The sequence below is a fragment of the Heliobacterium chlorum genome, assembly GCF_014502795.1.
Taxonomy (GTDB): Bacteria; Bacillota; Desulfitobacteriia; order Heliobacteriales; family Heliobacteriaceae; genus Heliobacterium; species Heliobacterium chlorum.
Window position 1 is genome coordinate 94,324 of record NZ_JACVHF010000001.1, and the last position, 16,086, is coordinate 110,409.

At 50.5% G+C, this 16,086-nt stretch carries 19 protein-coding genes; 13 read left to right on the forward strand and 6 right to left on the reverse strand.

The features are described 5' to 3' along the window. Positions 1-2: 2 nt before the first annotated feature. From H1S01_RS00445 to H1S01_RS00455, 3 genes are all read left to right on the forward strand, one after another. Positions 3-875, forward strand: a complete 873-nt coding sequence (locus H1S01_RS00445) for a YitT family protein (protein WP_188038168.1) — start codon at positions 3-5, stop codon at positions 873-875. A 146-nt stretch (positions 876-1,021) separates the two neighbouring features. After that, complete coding sequence (locus H1S01_RS00450; RefSeq protein WP_188038169.1) at positions 1,022-2,062, forward strand: hypothetical protein; 1,041 nt, start codon at positions 1,022-1,024, stop codon at positions 2,060-2,062. A gap of 238 nt (positions 2,063-2,300) precedes the next feature. After that, positions 2,301-4,295 carry a methyl-accepting chemotaxis protein gene (locus H1S01_RS00455; protein WP_188038170.1) on the forward strand — a complete coding sequence of 665 codons (1,995 nt, stop codon included), beginning with the start codon at positions 2,301-2,303 and terminating at the stop codon, positions 4,293-4,295. Positions 4,296-4,311: 16 nt separating this feature from the next. Here H1S01_RS00455 and H1S01_RS00460 read toward each other — a convergent pair whose 3' ends face one another. The 6 genes from H1S01_RS00460 to H1S01_RS00485 all read right to left on the reverse strand — a co-directional run bounded on the left by H1S01_RS00460 (position 4,312) and on the right by H1S01_RS00485 (position 8,885). Then, positions 4,312-4,479 (reverse strand): hypothetical protein, encoded by a 168-nt coding sequence (locus tag H1S01_RS00460; protein ID WP_188038171.1) that lies wholly within the window; start codon positions 4,477-4,479, stop codon positions 4,312-4,314. Between the two features lie 39 nt (positions 4,480-4,518). Further along, positions 4,519-4,779 (reverse strand): hypothetical protein, encoded by a 261-nt coding sequence (locus H1S01_RS00465; RefSeq protein WP_188038172.1) that lies wholly within the window; start codon positions 4,777-4,779, stop codon positions 4,519-4,521. A 10-nt stretch (positions 4,780-4,789) separates the two neighbouring features. Continuing rightward, entirely contained in the window at positions 4,790-5,995 is a 1,206-nt protein-coding gene (locus tag H1S01_RS00470; protein ID WP_188038173.1) for an ABC transporter permease, read from the reverse strand. After that, entirely contained in the window at positions 5,992-6,732 is a 741-nt protein-coding gene (locus H1S01_RS00475) for an ABC transporter ATP-binding protein (protein WP_188038174.1), read from the reverse strand. The genes H1S01_RS00470 and H1S01_RS00475 overlap by 4 nt, the downstream gene beginning before the upstream one ends. Then, positions 6,729-7,616, reverse strand: coding sequence for an efflux RND transporter periplasmic adaptor subunit (locus tag H1S01_RS00480; RefSeq protein WP_188038175.1), 888 nt, complete (start codon positions 7,614-7,616; stop codon positions 6,729-6,731). Before H1S01_RS00480 ends, H1S01_RS00475 begins: the two co-directional genes overlap by 4 nt. Before the next feature lie 90 nt (positions 7,617-7,706). Continuing rightward, on the reverse strand, positions 7,707-8,885 hold the full coding sequence (locus H1S01_RS00485; protein WP_188038176.1) for a class I SAM-dependent methyltransferase: 1,179 nt from the start codon (positions 8,883-8,885) through the stop codon (positions 7,707-7,709). A 188-nt stretch (positions 8,886-9,073) separates the two neighbouring features. Between H1S01_RS00485 and rd the strand changes: the two genes are divergently transcribed. The 10 genes from rd (at position 9,074) to H1S01_RS00535 (ending at position 16,053) form a co-directional block, all read left to right on the forward strand. Further along, the gene (gene rd / locus H1S01_RS00490) at positions 9,074-9,232 is read left to right on the forward strand and encodes a rubredoxin (RefSeq protein WP_188038177.1); all 159 of its coding nucleotides are present in this window, start codon (positions 9,074-9,076) and stop codon (positions 9,230-9,232) included. A 215-nt stretch (positions 9,233-9,447) separates the two neighbouring features. Next, a complete protein-coding gene (locus tag H1S01_RS00495) occupies positions 9,448-9,867 on the forward strand; it encodes a ferritin-like domain-containing protein (protein WP_188038178.1) in 420 nt (139 codons plus the stop codon). 332 nt (positions 9,868-10,199) lie between these two features. Continuing rightward, complete coding sequence (locus tag H1S01_RS00500; protein ID WP_188038179.1) at positions 10,200-11,051, forward strand: PHP domain-containing protein; 852 nt, start codon at positions 10,200-10,202, stop codon at positions 11,049-11,051. Then, complete coding sequence (gene queD, locus H1S01_RS00505; RefSeq protein WP_188038180.1) at positions 11,044-11,436, forward strand: 6-carboxytetrahydropterin synthase QueD; 393 nt, start codon at positions 11,044-11,046, stop codon at positions 11,434-11,436. The genes H1S01_RS00500 and queD overlap by 8 nt, the downstream gene beginning before the upstream one ends. 21 nt (positions 11,437-11,457) lie before the next feature. After that, entirely contained in the window at positions 11,458-12,048 is a 591-nt protein-coding gene (locus tag H1S01_RS00510; RefSeq protein ID WP_188038181.1) for a hypothetical protein, read from the forward strand. After that, entirely contained in the window at positions 12,048-12,755 is a 708-nt protein-coding gene (locus H1S01_RS00515; protein ID WP_188038182.1) for a YkgJ family cysteine cluster protein, read from the forward strand. The genes H1S01_RS00510 and H1S01_RS00515 overlap by 1 nt, the downstream gene beginning before the upstream one ends. A gap of 80 nt (positions 12,756-12,835) precedes the next feature. Further along, positions 12,836-13,186 carry an anti-sigma factor antagonist gene (locus tag H1S01_RS00520; protein ID WP_188038183.1) on the forward strand — a complete coding sequence of 117 codons (351 nt, stop codon included), beginning with the start codon at positions 12,836-12,838 and terminating at the stop codon, positions 13,184-13,186. A 9-nt stretch (positions 13,187-13,195) separates the two neighbouring features. Next, positions 13,196-13,807: a chemotaxis protein CheC gene (locus tag H1S01_RS00525; RefSeq protein WP_188038184.1), complete on the forward strand. Its 612-nt coding sequence runs from the start codon at positions 13,196-13,198 to the stop codon at positions 13,805-13,807. A gap of 193 nt (positions 13,808-14,000) precedes the next feature. After that, positions 14,001-14,336: an anti-sigma factor antagonist gene (locus H1S01_RS00530; RefSeq protein ID WP_188038185.1), complete on the forward strand. Its 336-nt coding sequence runs from the start codon at positions 14,001-14,003 to the stop codon at positions 14,334-14,336. Between the two features lie 13 nt (positions 14,337-14,349). Then, positions 14,350-16,053: a methyl-accepting chemotaxis protein gene (locus H1S01_RS00535; RefSeq protein ID WP_188038186.1), complete on the forward strand. Its 1,704-nt coding sequence runs from the start codon at positions 14,350-14,352 to the stop codon at positions 16,051-16,053. The last annotated feature ends 33 nt before the right edge of the window (positions 16,054-16,086 follow it).

Here is a 16,086-nt window from a genome sequence, read left to right on the forward strand (position 1 = left end):
GCATGACACCGGCACAGCACAAAAAACAGTCTCTGACGAAAATAATTAAGCGTTCCCTCTTCCTTGCTCTCGGTGCCTTGCTGGTATCGGTAGCCTTAGAGATTTTCTTAGTCCCGAACGAGATTATCGACGGAGGCGTCATCGGCGTCTCGATTATCTTGTCGGCCATTTTCAAGATCCCCTTGGGCCTGTTTATCTTCGCTCTCAATCTGCCCTTTTTAATCATCGCCTATAAACAGATCGGCAAAACCTTCACCTTATCGACGCTATACAGCGTTGCCTGTCTAGCCCTCTTTGTTCATATAATCCATGGCACTCCGCTGTTGACGAAAGATTTGCTCCTCGCATCCGTCTTTGGAGGAATTATTCTTGGCATCGGTGTGGGTATCATCCTTCGCTACAGCGGTTCCCTCGACGGCACAGAGATTCTGGCCATTATTTTGACGAGGCGGATCGCTTTCTCCGTCGGGGAGATCATCATGTTTTTCAACCTGTTCATCCTCGGCAGCGCCGGTTTCGTCTTTGGCTGGGAACAGGCTATGTATTCGTTGATCGCTTATTTCGTCGCCTTTAAGACGATCGATATCGTCTTAGAAGGGTTTAACGAGTCAAAGTCAGTGACGATCATCTCGAACAACCCCACGGAAATCGCGGAAACGATCATGGCTCGACTGGGACGGGGCGTCACCTACCTCTTTGGCAAAGGTGGTTTCACAGGGGAAGAAAAGGAGATTCTCTACTGTGTCGTCACCCGTTTGGAAATCGCTAAGCTTCGTGAAATTGTCCTGGAAATCGATCCTGATGCCTTCGTCGCCGTGGAACACGTAGCCGAAGTCATGGGCGGCCGCTTTGCCAAGAAAGCCATTCACCCATAAAGAGATCCAAAGCCTCTGTCGTGACGGCAGGGGCTTTTTTATGCCCCATTCAATAAAAGATAGACTTCGCCTTGCACCGTAATTTTCCGTCAGTCATAGATTGTACGGAAAATAGTGAACCTTTCGTTCTTTTTGGAGGTGAAGTGATGGTACAGAAACGAGGCGTGCGGCGCCGAAAAAATAAACAAAAAGTTCGAGTGGGTAACCAAAAAAGCGGGACTTCCCACCAGGTCCGGCACAGGGATAATAGGGAAGTCAGAAAGAAAAGAAATACGAAGGGTCGAAAAAAGACATCAAAGTCAGTAAAGTCGTTAAAGGCAAAAAATAAGCCTCCTGTGACCCCCCCTTGGCCAATGGAGGAGAACGATGACTCCGTAACCGAGTCGGTTGAGACAAAAGCAGAGGGAGGAACAGGTCTCAATTCTCTCTTTTCCCTCTTTGGCCTTGGAAATAAGGGACAAGAAGAGGAAACGGAAACGAACGACAGAGAACCAGGCGATTCCGAAAATCACGCTGGTTCGGAGCATTCTAATGGATCCGATAGTTCCAGTGGCGACAAGGACAATGAGAATCCCGGTCCCAAGCGTCAAAGATCTGTCCGAACGAAGAAATCGGCTTCAGCGACGAAAAATGGCGGCTCCCAAAACTCAGAAGATGATCCGATTGCAGCGACACTTCCTGTACTCGCCAATTTGTTTAACGGATTAAAGGGATCAGAGGGGAGTTCGGATCCTTCCGGTGACAGCGATACCTTATCCTTAATTAAAAATATGATGGCAAAAGGCCTCGATTTAGACGCGGTTGGCGGTGAGATTCAAAAGCTCAGAGGCAATGTGGAGAAAATGGAGACCGTTATGAAGGAAGCTGACGGTGCTATCGACTCCGTTGTACGAACGATGGGCTATTTTGGCGTAAAACCGAAGCGGGGCGGATGGGCCTGGAAGCGCATGCAAAAGTTGCGTCAGCAAGAGGCACAAGCAGCCAAAGCCAACGCCGCCGGAACGGGTTCAGGAGGACTCGATCTGGGAGCTATGATGAACCTAGCGTCCATGTTTTTGCCCGGCGTCGGTGGCGGAGGAGGGTCAGGTGGTTCTTCCGGAATCATGGGCCTGGCCAGCAGCCTCTTAAAGATGCCGGCGGCCCAAAACCTGCTCATTGATGGGGTCGCTAAGTTCTTGAAAAAGTAATCAACTAGCGATGCGAAAGGTCGGCCCATAGGGCAAGGCAAAACGATACTGTTCGTTATATGAAGCGGAAATAACTAAACCCGAAGATAAGACAGAGACAGCGAGACTGTCTCTTTTTACATTAATTTTTCATATCTTAATAACGAATAGCTTTACAGGTATCTACGCTAGTAATTATACTAACTATATATTATTTTACATTTGTACAAACGTCTGTATTAAAAAGGGAGGCCTTTAGATGATCCAGGGCTCGAAGTGGTCTTTAAGTCGTAAGATGGTGCTGTTGATTTTATTGGTACTCGTCTTACCTATCGCAACTATTGGCCTCTATCTTTATGCCAACGTAACCAATGAGATGCTTGGCATTGAAAAAGAACGAACCACCAATTCAACACGAGCAGCCAAAAGCCTGATCGATAAAATGGGCAGCCGGCTCATGGATGCAATGAAACCGAATGCCTACTGGGCGGATAATCACAAGGCCGTCGGCGACAAGGATATCGCCTGGATCGAAGAAAATATCAACGTCATGACCGATGTGGTCTCCAATCTTCACATCATCTGTACGACTGATCTCGAAGGGAACGTGTTAAGCCAGGTCGGTGACGTCAAAGAATTTTCCGGCAAGATGGCTGTTCCGGCCATCGCTGAGAGATTGAAAAAAGAGTCTAGTTTTTCCGGTCTAGTTCTGACCTCCAAAGGCTTGGCGATGGTGGCCGTCTCGAAAATCACCGACGAGCAGGGACAGGCGCCGCCGACAGGCGTCCTGATTTTCGGACGGATCCTCGATAACAAAGCCTTGGAAGACATCAAAGCCACCTTGCAGGAAGAGGTGGTTCTCCTGACAGGATCCGATCTATGTTTAACGACGATGCAAGAAGTTGCACCAGAGAAGTTAAAAGGGTATATGCCCGCCCTCATGGCTCCTAGTGCCGCAGATGTTTTCGAATCGACAGTCAAAAATAATGTGCTGACGTCACAAGTACTCTCCCACTTTACCGATATCGGCGGTCACCCATTAGGGGTCATCTATATCGGTCATGTGGCCGAAGCGAACAGCCAAGTGGCCAACCAACTGAAAACAACGAGTCTGATGGCGGGTGCGGTGATCGCTCTCTTGCTTTTCGTTGTCATCATGCTTCTTCGCCGGCAGATCGTCAAACCGATAGACATGATGGCTGTAAATGCCAAAGAAATAGCAGATGGGACTTTACGTCAACCTGTCGAAGCTCAACTGGTCCGGCGGAACGATGAAATAGGCCAATTGGCTCAGGCTTTTGAGGCAATGCGGGCCAACTTACGGGAACTCATCGAAGGTGTATCCAACGTATCATCTTCCGTGGCCGGGCTATCGAAGGAACTGTCCCTGTCTGCCCAGGACACAGGCAAGGCCTCAAACCAAGTGGCGCAAGCGATCAAAGAGGTGGCCGACGGTGCGGCCTATCAGTCGGAACATGTAGCTTCGATCTTGAAAATGATGAAGAATACGGAAGAACAGGTGGAGACGGGACAACAAGAAGCGCTGAAGACGGCCGAGAATGCCTTAGCATCTACCGAGGCGGCTCATCAAGGCCAGATGGTGATGGCCACGGCTATTTCAGGGTTAGGCCGGGTAAAAGAGACCGTCGAGGCTGCTACCCAATCGATCCAAAGACTGATGGTCCGTTCGGGGGAAATCAGCGATATCGTCACTATCATCGGAGACATCTCCAATCAGACGAACCTGCTCGCCTTAAACGCGGCGATCGAGGCAGCCCGAGCTGGAGAGCAAGGCCGGGGATTTGCTGTCGTCGCAGAGGAAGTTCGTAAATTAGCCGAAGAGTCCAAAGGATCGGCGGAAAAGATTACCCGGTTGATTCAAGACATCCTTGCCGAAACGGCAGAGACGGTCCGGGCCATGGAGTCGAACCGTGAAGCCGTCGACGGGCAGGTCGGAGCAATCCATCAGAGCGAACGGGCTTTAGTCACCATGGTTGGCAAAGTCGAACAGACAGAAGCGGACTCCCAGAAAATACGCGAGATATTTGGCACGCTGAAGGGGAATGCCATCAGTGTTCTCGATTCCTTAAAAAGTGTGGCTGACATCACAGACGAATCCGCCGCGGCTTCCGAACACGTAGCTGCAGCCGCAGAAGAACAGTCGGCTACGGTGGAGACGATCGCAGAAAACTCGGTAAAGCTGGCCGCACTGGCGGAGCGCATGCGGCAAGACATAAGCAAGTTTGAACTTTAAAACCACAAGCCACCTCTTATGAGGTGGCTTGTGGTTTTCTGCGGAAGCGGATTTTACGGAAACGGAACCCCTGTGGCCGGCGTGAAAACTTGTCTAAACTCTTATCGCCCACGATCATTCCAAGGGCAACTCCGGTGAGCAATAACCCTAGTGAGCCAAAGAGACCCCGGAACATTCTACCCATGCTGCACACCTCCGAAGATAGTATGCAGAGGATCCGGAATTATATGAACTGCCGGGGAATTTCCAAACGCCGATCGCTGCCGCATTGAGGGCATACCAACAGGTGTACACAATCATGAGAACTGGCTTGTTGAAGATCTTCTCGGGTCATGTCCCCGTCAAGTTCATCGTCGATATCGTAAGGGCTGTAAGGTTGAGCGAAATCTTCCAACCGTCCTCGATCCTCCATGAGGGTGCTGCACCGGCGACAAGGGACAGAGATCCGAGCAATTCCGTTGCAAGCGGGGCACATCCATTCCATCACATTCATCCTATTCGTAGCGCAGAGCGCTGATGGGATCCAGTCGGGAAGCTTGCCGGGCTGGGTAGAGACCGAAGATTAAACCGATACCGGTTGCACAGAGAATACCCAATAGGAAGGCTTCCGTCGATATGTTGCTAAACCAACTGCCCGTTGTTTTCCAACCGGCCCAGAAGATGAGGCCGTTGATGACGAAGAGGGAGAACAAGGATCCGAGAATGCCGCCGATGGCCCCTAGAAAAAGTGCCTCCAGTAAGAATTGAGCCATCACTTGATTCGGAGTTGCACCTAGGGCCCGGCGAATGCCAATCTCTCGGGTTCGCTCTCGAACGGAGACCAGCATGATGTTCATGATACCGATCCCTCCGACGGCGAGAGAGACCGAAGCGATACAGGTGAGAAAGGTCGTCAAAGTTCCCAGGATTTTTTCGCTGACCTTTAAAGCGTCATTTTGTGAAAAGACTTGAATGTCCTTTTGAGGGTGAGTTTTCGCAAGGACTGATAAAATGCGCTCGCGGACCAGAGAAACTTTCTCTGGTTCATCGGCACGCACGAAAATGACACCAATATTGCGAAATCCGGAGATATCCTGAACGGCTGTAACCGGTGCCACGACGACTTGATCTCGGTCATGACCCAAGGTTCGTCCTTTCTCCTTCAACGTGCCAATCACTTGAAAGGTGGTTCCGTTAAGACGAATCGTATGTCCCTCGGCATCGCCGTTGCCAAAGAGTTGGGCTTTTGTCTTCGAACCTAGAAGAACGACACGGCGGTGGGCCATGACTTCGCCGGGCTGAAAAAACCGTCCTCCCGCCAATTCGTAGTTTTGCACCTGCAAGAAATCGGCTGTGTCGCCATAGAGAGTGACATTAAGATTATTGTGGTTTGTCTCTGCCCGGGCTGGGATGGTTAAATTCGCATTGACGGTTTCGACGCCGTTGATCGTCTTTAATCGTTCTGCATCTCGCAAAGTCAAGTTCATTTTGATAAACCCCGGTCCATGTCCGCCGTCGTCCCGACCGGGCATGACCATGAGCAACCCTGAGCCCAACTCAGATATTTGCCCCGATACTTGACGACGGACCGTATCTCCCAGAGACATGAGGGTGACTACGGCAAAAACTCCGATGACGATGCCAAGCACCGTTAGCGCTGAGCGCAGACGGTGAGCGATCAAGCCCTCGAAGGCCATCAGAATAAACTCACGCAGGTTCACACCAGTCTCCCGTCCTTTATAGTGATGATCCGGTCAGCCCAGCGGGCCACATCAGGGTCATGGGTCACCACAATGATCGTTTTCCCCTCTCGGTGCAGCGTGGAAAATAAGCGAAGAATATCTTTGCCTGTGCGTTGATCCAGGTTACCTGTTGGTTCATCGGCGAGAATCAAAGCCGGTTCAAGAGCCAATGCCCGGGCGATACCGACGCGCTGTCGCTCGCCGCCAGAAAGTTCATTGGGACGATGGTGAAGACGGTGGCCCAATCCGACGCGCTCTAAGAGATCTTTGGACCGTTCCCGGCGATCTTCGGTAGAGACACCGCCATAGAGCATGGGTATTTCTACATTGCGCCAAGCCGTCAAACGAGGCAGTAGATGGAAGGACTGAAAGACAAAGCCGATGGTTCGGTTGCGCACCTTGCACAAGTCCCGCTCAGCTAATTCGTCCACGTCTTGATCGGCCAACCGGTATCGTCCCCGGCTGGGTCGATCCATACAGCCGATGATGTTCATCAAGGTCGATTTGCCGCTTCCCGAAGGCCCCATAATGGATAGGGCCTCTCCCGGTCGGACCTGCAAGTCGATTCCTCGCAGCACCCGAAGGATCTGGGAACCATAGGGGAAATCTTTCCCTACCCCTTGTATGTCGATGAGCGGTTGCCCCGCGGCAGTCCTCCTATTTGAGGTGCTCAACTTAACTAGTTCAGGTGGTAGAAGGTTTCTCTGTACGCTCATGTTTTCGTCCTTGTTTTAGAACGAACGCTTTGACCGGATGTCAATTGCACACCATGGGGGATGATCACCCGGTCGCCTGGTTGCAGGCCTGATAAGACCTGGGCATAGTTATCATCGCGCAGTCCCACATCGACCTTGACGGCCGCAGCCCGTCCGCCCCGGAGCGCATAGACATAGGTATCGCCCCCTGTGTCCCAGAGCGAGTCTACGCTCACCCGTACGGCATCTTCTGTCTCCTCCAGGATGACCCGACCTTCCGCTGTCATTCCCACATACAATTTCACCTGTGGCGGTACACTGAGCAGGACTCGAAAACCTTTATTCCCCTCATGGTCCCGGCTCACCATTCGAGATATGTTGAGGACTTTTCCAGTGAAGGTCTCACCAGAATAACCGGTCAAGGACCACAGCACAGGTTGACCTTGACTCAGCTTCAATACATCGGTCTCGTCCACCATAGCTTGAATGACTAAGTCCGAAGGATCAGCCACCTCTGCCAAGGGCGTGCCGGGAGGGACCCAGCTTCCGTTAACCACTTTCTTTTCGATCAATTGGCCAGCAATGGAAGTCGTCAGGGACTGACCCCCCACCTGGGCAACCGCTTCGTTCGCCGATACTCGCTGTCCCTCCTCGACGAGCCACTCAATCGGTCCGGGGAGTGAAGAAAAGATGGTGATCTGTCGCTTCGTCTTCACCTCACCGCTGATCCAAAGATCTTTTTGCACCGGGCCTTGATCGACAGCGACTGTTTCCACTTCCGTCGGTCCGGGCAGCAAGTACCAGACGGTTAATAACAAAGCCAACAGGAGCAGCCCTCCGATCGAAGTCCGTGATGAGGGAAGTTGTTGAGGTTTGTATTTGAGCCAGATCTTGCTTACATTCACGAAAGCACCTCCTATGAAAAAGAAAATACCAAAGGACCTAAGAAAGGTACCTTTGGTATTTTTGCCTAATTTTTTCTATTCTATGAGCGCCTAACGCAATCGCAGCTGATGTAATCCCAGTAGCGAATCGGTATAAACCCCTTTGGACTGGATCAATACCTTAAAAATCTCCCCCATTCCGCCGGGCATGAGCAACTTTTTCAGGGCTTGGCGCTGCCGGAACTCTTGAACAGTCATCTCAGAGGTCGTGGCGAAGTCATCGGGGCGCAACAAACCGGACAAGAACCACATCTGATTCGTCAATCCGAGATTATGCCATCCCAACTCGGTGCCGACCTTTTGTAACGCTGAAAAATCCAGATGGGCGGTCATATCCTTTTCCCCGGCCTCGGAGAGGGGATCAGGGTCAGCCCGGTGCTGGTGATAACACATGAGGGTACCGTCCATGCGGACGTTGTCGTACAGTTCCGGTGCCTGGTGACCGTAATCGATCGTCAAGATGAATCCTTGCTGAAGCAGACCATCGACGGCAGAGAGCCAGTCGGTAGCCGCCATGTTTACATCCACCACCTGGCCTTCATCGAGGACGATATTCTCACCGCTGATATGTTGGTCTACCCAGGAAAGTAAACGAGGATCTGATAAAGGGCCTTTTTGCCATTGAAAAGGTTCGTCCCCATCAGAGGAGTTGGTTACATATAATTCAACAAAACGGCCTTCCGTCCATTGAAGCCGGTGTACCGGTAATGCGTCCAGAAACTCGTTTGTCAACACACAGCCGCAGACGCCTTTCGGCAGTTCTTCCGGAGTGGACCAACCGTAAGAGCCGGCCATCGCTCGAGATGGTGCTTCATAGATAGGGTAAGGGAGGGAGCTTAGACGATCCCGCTGTTGCTGGCGAAGGGCGGGGCTGATTTCTACCAGATGATACAGGAGGGACTCCTTTAAGGGCTGGCTGGAAAGTGCCTCTAAGATGGCATGAGCGAGGAAACCTCGGCCGGGACCGAATTCCACTATATGAAAGGGGGCGGGTCGCTCGAGCTTTTCCCACATCTCTTCTAATTGGCGGGCGATCAAGCGGCCGAAGAAGGGACTGATCTCAGGTGAGGTGATAAAGTCCCCGGCCGGGCCCATCGGCGGTTCCCCCGATGTGTAGTAGCCGTATTGGTGATGGTAGAGAGCCAGGTACATAAAGTCCCGAAAGGGAATGGCGCCCTCTTTTTCTATCGTCGAGAATATCTCCTGTTGAAGCGGTGTAAGCTGTGTCATGGTAAGCCTCCTCAGATTCATCATACCATAGGCTGGAAGACGTCTCTATATACGAACAGAGGGGAAATGCAGTTCAGGACGATGTAAACTGTTAAGAATTATAAAAAAACTTGTAAGATTAGTCGAGAGCCTTGGCAAAGATTCCATCTGTTTGTTATGATGATGCACAAGAAAGGAGTGATTTTCTGATGAAAAAATATGGTTGTCTCGTTTGCGGCTATGTCTATGATCCTGCCAAAGGCGATCCCGATCACGGCATCGCTCCTGGAACGGCCTTTGAGGATCTTCCGGCTGACTGGGTTTGCCCTCTCTGCGGGGTAGGTAAAGACGAGTTTGAACCCCTATAAGCGAATCCCTATCTGACCAACTGCCCCGCAAATCTCGGCGGGGCAGTTGGCTTTTTTATCGGTTCACGCATAGCTTATCTGTTTTCAGAGGATACTTAAAGCGAGTCACCGATAAGAAAAAAATTCTGAAATATGGTTGACAATCCCAATCTAAATAGTTATACTAAAAATGCACAAAATTAGTAATAGTTATTATTAATTGGAGGTATTTAAATATGGAACTCGTCAATGAAGTAAAACTAGGCGTCACGAAAGGCACTGTCGTAGAAGACGCCGTAAATGCGAACTTCCGCGGTGAGACACAAGAAACAGGTCTCTATCTGGCTATGGCTCGCCAAGCTCAACGGCAAGGTTATCCGGAAGTCGCAGAAGTACTGAAGCGGATCGCTTGGGAAGAAGCAGAACATGCGGCTCACTTCGCCGAACTGAATGGCATGATTTCCGAATCGACCAAAGAGAACATCGAAAAAATGCTGGCCGGAGAAATCGGCGCCAATAAAGGTAAAAAGATGGCCGCTACTGATGCGAAGAAAAACGATATCGACGCTGCCCACGATTTCTTCGATGAGTCTTCCAAAGACGAAGCTCGTCATGCTCAAATGCTCAAAGGCTTGCTCGACCGCTATTTCAAATAATCTAAAAAAGTAAAATGTCTTGGAAAGAAAACAGAGCTCACCGAGGGCTCTGTTTTTTCATTCAAGTTTATATTTTATTCCTTCCGTGAAGAGGTTTTATCGTTCCGATTAGCAAAATCATTAGATGTCAAGGATTACTAGCAGAACCCCTAACGCTTATAGAAAGGCTTATTTCCGTCAGAACCGTTGCACGTTGAGTTAAAATCTGGGGTGTAATGACGGAGCGAGCGATTTGGGTGGAACGGTGTCGTGACACCCTGATTTAGTACAAATGTATAATAAGCGTTGAAGATATTTATCGTTTTGAGAATCTACGAGGAAGGGGCATCTCTGTGAAAAGAATCGACCTACACACGCATTCGACGGCTTCCGACGGTACCCTCACACCGCGGGAACTTGTCCACAGGGCTCAGCGGGAAGGTGTCACCTTGATGGCACTCACCGACCATGACACAACGGACGGGGTGGAGGAAGCGAAAGCAGCTGGAAAAGAATCGGGAGTTCAAATCATCGCCGGTGTGGAATTGAGCGTCAATCATAATGAACGAGAGATGCACATTTTAGGATATAATCTGGAAATCGACCATCCTGAATTGCGAGCAGGATTGAAAGAGCTTGTCGAACAGCGGAGCGAACGAAACCCAAAAATCATTCAACGCTTGCGGCAGTTGGGAATTCAGATTACTATGGAAGAAGTGATGCAAGAAGCGGGAAGCCAGGTTATTGGAAGACCCCATTTCGGTCGCCTTTTGGTCAAAAAAGGAGTCGTCTCATCTGTCGAAGAAGCTTTTGAGCGATTTCTCGCCAGCGGTAGACCGGCCTATGTCAAAAAGGAACGACTGCTTCCCGAAGATGGAATCGCCCTGATTCGTCGGGCTCAGGGGGTTCCGGTGCTCGCTCACCCTGTCTTTCTAGCAGAACGAACCTATGGAGAGCTAAAGGATCTCTTAACCAGGTTGAAAGCAGCCGGATTGGTGGGAGTTGAAGCCTATTATCCGGAACATTCCTTTGAAGACATCCAGATGTTCCTGCGACTTGCCCGAGAACTGGAGTTACAAGTCACCGGAGGCAGTGACTTTCATGGCACTAATCGGAACGCTCGTTTAGGCCGGATTTTACCGGATGGGGCACCGCTCCCGCCGGATCAGTGTAAAAAAATCGAGGAGTGGATCGCCCATGTATGAACTGATCGTTCAGACCCATTTCGATGCAGCCCACTTTTTAAAAGAATACCCTGGAAAATGTGCGCAAGTTCATGGACATACGTGGCAAGTGGAAGTGACGATTGTCGGCAGGGAACTGGATAAATTGGGGATGTTGATCGATTTCGTCGACGTAAAGCGTGCCCTGACAGCGATTTGTGAACAGTTGGATCACCGGATGATCAATGAACATCCCTGCTTCCAACAGACGAATCCGACAGCGGAGAACTTATCCCGGTTCTTTTGTGAAGAACTAGCATCATGGTTACAAGGAAATCACTCCCATCTCCGGGTCGGTGCCGTTCGGATTTGGGAATCGCCCCGGGCATCGGTTCGATACATTCCGGAAGAGGAATGTACCGCTTAAATCACACCAAGGAGACAGGGAATGTTAACATACGAGGAAGTCTGGGACGATCTGCTCAGTGCGCTCGATGAAGCTGGTTTGGAACCCTTCGATGTACAGAATTTTATTGAGACAGGCACATGCTTACGGGAGTTTCGCTGTTTTTGCCAAGTTCCCGGAGCTAGCACCGGTTCCGAAATCAAAACGGAGATCGCCTTTGTCTGGGACGCGGTAATGACGGCCCATTCAGTCTACGGGCTGGAGGCGGCCCCCCAAAGGGGTTTTTCGCGGTCCATGACGCCGGACTTTGCGAGACGTGACGGATTTGGCAATGCCTTGGAATTAGAGATCAAATATTATTTTCCGGCAAAAAATTTCGAGTCAGCAGGATTTTTAACCCGAACCGTACAAAACATCATCATGACAATTGTGGATCACCAAAACTTTCCCGAAGTCAATTTTGAGATCTCTGTTGCCCCTGATCATGTGGTCACCGTTCACCGGGCTTGTGCTTTCTACCGTTGGCCTGTTCCTCTCGATACGGAACGGCTAAAATTGACACCCCTATGTAAAGAAATTGCCCGGGTCTTACAGGCCCTTCATCATTCGGGCCATTTTGAGGAATCAGTATAATGCAAAAATTACAACTGGAACCGCGGCAGTTTCCCGACGGTTGGGGTTATGACATTGTAGCCTACCACGCCGACGCTACGATTGCTGATTATCTTCAGGCGGTGGAAAACTTTTTTGATCGTTCGAAATGGAGCGGTCTTCGCCGAAAGCAGGAGTTTACCGGCTGGTCGACCTGCGAGGGATGTCCCGGTTGCTGCAGCGAACGGATTCCCCTGACCATCGGCGATGCCGTCCATTTGTCGATGACCATTCCGGAACTGGCAGAAAAAGCGAAAAGGTCCGGTGGATTCAGCGGCGAAGATATTCTTCTGGCGCTGAGTGTGCATGGCGATATTCAAAAGGAAGGTCGAGTCATCGATGTGACCCTGCGCCGGATGGACCAGGGCCAGTGCGGTCTCTTCGACGATGACTCTCAGCGTTGCCGCTACCATCGGTACCGCCCTTTGGTCTGTCGAACCTATTTTTGCTGCCCCATCTCACACCGCGCCGAAAAGCTCCGGCTTCGTATCGTCAATGCCGGTGAAGATGAACTGGTGAGGCAAATTCTAGGTTCACCGGGGCGACCCTTACATTTGGAACGAGGAGTTCGGCCTACTGATTATCGAGAAAGCCCGTGGACTATCGCTGACAGCTTAATTCCGTGGGATCTGGAAGCACAGGTCCCATTGGAACCGTTTACACAAGGCCTTGGCCTTGTCAGAAAATAAATCTAATGGTATGCTAGAAAAAAGTGTAATAGTTTTAATGAATATCTCAGAATTTGCAAAAAGAAAAGGGGTTGGCGCGGGTGTTGGAGTTCGAAGCTCGTAAACTCGACTCGTGCAACATCATTGACCTAAAAGGTGAAATTGACGGGATGGGCCTGGAACGTTTTAAAAAAGCGTTAACAGGAGCCGTTTCCGAAGAGTGTGATGCTGTCGTATTGAATTTTTCTCATGTCGTATTCATCAGCAGTTCCGGTTTGGGAGCGCTCGTCTCCTTTTATAAACAATTGAAAGCGGAAGACAAGCAATTGGCTGTATACGGATTGCGGGATGTGATCCGTCAGGTTTTTGAAATCGTTCGGTTGAATAAGGTCATTTCGATTGCGGACTCCGAAGCAGATGCCCTTGCTCTGGTCAGTGCTACAAAGGAGTGAGAGCTTATCATGGATTTTCTGAGCCTTAGCCCGATGCAAATGGACGCCCTGCGGGAAGTGGGGAATGTCGGGGCGGGAAATGCGGCTACCGCGTTATCTCAGATGGTGCAAAAAGCGATTGATATGAAAGTGCCAGCCCTGGGAGTCGTGCCCTTTGATCAGGTGGCCGACCGTATGGGCGGGCCGGAATCGCTCGTTGCGGGTGTATACCTGCGGGTCGAAGGTAAGGCACCGGCGAATTTGCTCTTCGTACTGCCCATCGAATCGGCAAAAGCCCTTGTGGACATGCTGATGGGTTTGCCCGCAGGAACTACCGAGGAAATCGGCGAGATCCAAGAGTCAGCCCTCAAAGAGGTAGGTAACATCCTGGCAGGGACTTATTTAAACGCCTTGTCTATGTTCACGCAGATCACCTTTGAACAGTCTGTTCCAGCATTAGCAATGGACATGGCTGCCGCCATCATCAGTGTTGTCTTGGCGACTATCGCTGAAGTGGGAGATCATGCCCTCTTGTTGAGCACCGAATTCGTCGGAGAAAGTGAAGCGATTGAAGGCTCTCTGTTCTTAATCCCGGAAGAAGGTTCCTTAGAACTCATCCTCGGTTCACTGGGGCTCGCATAATTCTATTATTTAAATAAAAGAATTTTAAACTCACCCAAAAAGGTGAGTTTTTTATTAAGTTTTAGTTACTTATTTTTACAGAAGGTGCTAAATTTGGCTCCTATGAAGTACAATTATATTTAGGGCGGATTTAAAATCCAACCCTAGAGACCCCTGCTTTTCATGACTACGATGACCAGGAGGCGAAGAAAACGTGTTAACCGTGCAATACCGATCTGTCGGGGAGACAGACCTGTATTTCTTACAGGGGTCCTTCAATGCCGTCGAAGCAGCTAAGTTTCGAGAAGATGTGGTAAAACGAATGGAACAAGGGCGAATCGATCTGATCTTAAATCTCGGTGGTGTTGATTTTATCGATTCAGCGGGGCTCGGCTTTCTCGTGTCCATTTTGAAAACGACCGTAAAAATGGGCGGTCAATTACGGTTGAGCCATTTGACACCGATAATTCAGGAAATTTTTCGGATGACAAAGTTAGATCGGGTTTTTACAGTCGACGATACGGACGAACTGTCGGTTCGTTCCATTTGAGGTGACGTTGCGAATGAGAATAGGTATTCGATGGAAAGTTCTCGGCGGTTATTTAGCGATCGTAGCACTTATTGTTACCGTTGCAGCCGTCACCTACTTTAAAACAAGTGCCATTGATGCCTCCATCGATGACTTGGAGGATCACAGCATTCCGCTGCTGGTCTCCGCCGAAAAGCTGACGAGCAATACCCATCTGGAAGTGGCCTCCCTGATGGGGTACCTTGCTTTTGGAAAAACGGAAATGATCGAGCAATTTAAACAAGCTTCTGAAGAGAACCATAGACTGATCGAAGAGATGAACAAGATGGAGTCTACGGAAGAGGAGCGCAACCATATTCGCAATATTTCTGCCCGGTTGAGCGTTTACGAAAAAGTGGCGTCCGAAGAGATTATTCCAGCGTACCAGCGGGGGGATCGATCTGCCCTCAGTCAAGGATTGAACAAGTCTTACCCCATGATACCTGGTGTGATCGAGGCGGTAGACAGCCTGAAAGAATTAGGCGAGAAGCGGATGGGGACAGATATTGATCGTTCACAGGAACGGGCTCATCAAGCGATTCAATTGAGTTGGATCCTCGCACTGATCGCGGCTGGCCTCAGCATTGTCGCAGCGTTGCTGCTTTCGAACGGAATTACCCGACCTCTGCGCAAGCTGGCAGAAAGTGCCCGCCTTGTGGCCGAAGGGGATCTTACCCAAAAGGTAGAAGTACACTCCGGTGATGAAATCGAAGACTTGGGGCATTCTTTTAACCGGATGGTTGATGAATTGAGAACCTTGCTGGAAAAAGTCCAACACACTTCGAAGCAATTGGCCGCTATTTCCACGGAGATTGGTGCGTCGACGGAGGAAACGACGAAAACAGTAGAGCGGGTCGCCAGTGCGATGAACGCTGTTTCGGAGGGGACGACGGAACAAGTTCAATTGGTCGATAAAGCTTTTGATGATGTGGCCAAGATGTCGGCGGCGACCCACGAGATTACAGCTATCGTGTACAGGGCCGGTCAGGCGTCCCGTAAAACGATGGAACTGGCTCAAAGCGGAAGTGAAGCGGTTGATCACACGGTAGGCAAGATGCAGGAAATCCGCGATGCCGTCGGCCATACGGCTCAAGTCATCAAAGGGCTTGCCGATAAGTCCCAGGCGATCGGTCAAATCGTCGAAGCGATTACCGGTATCGCCGGTCAGACGAATCTCTTAGCCTTGAACGCAGCTATCGAGGCGGCTCGTGCCGGGGAACAGGGGCGAGGATTCGCTGTCGTCGCCGATGAGGTGAGAAAGCTGGCTGAGGAATCGGCGCAAAGCGCGGAACAGATCCGTCACTTGATCGGTGAGATCCGGGCTGAGATGGATCGGGCTGTTGAGGCGATGAGCAGGGGAACAGGAAAAGTGGCCGAAGGAACAACAGTGGCGACGAAGACCGGAGAAGCCTTTCAACAGATCACCCAGAGTCTGAGGGAAACGAACGAGTTGATCGAGGAAATCGGTGAAGCGGCGGAACAACAGGCGGTTGGGTCGTCGGAACAATTGATTGTCAGCGTAGTAGCAGCCGTCGAACAAATCAAAAAACTAGCCGATGTGAACGCCGGCAGCTCCCAAGAAGTGGCTGCAGCGACAGAAGAGCAAACAGCGGCCATGGAAGAGATCAATGGGACTGTTCAGCATGTAAGCCAGATCGCCGGACAGTTGGCCGCTGCATTGCAACAATTTAGAACTTGATGTATAATGCCCCCAGGGGGCTCTTCATCTGCC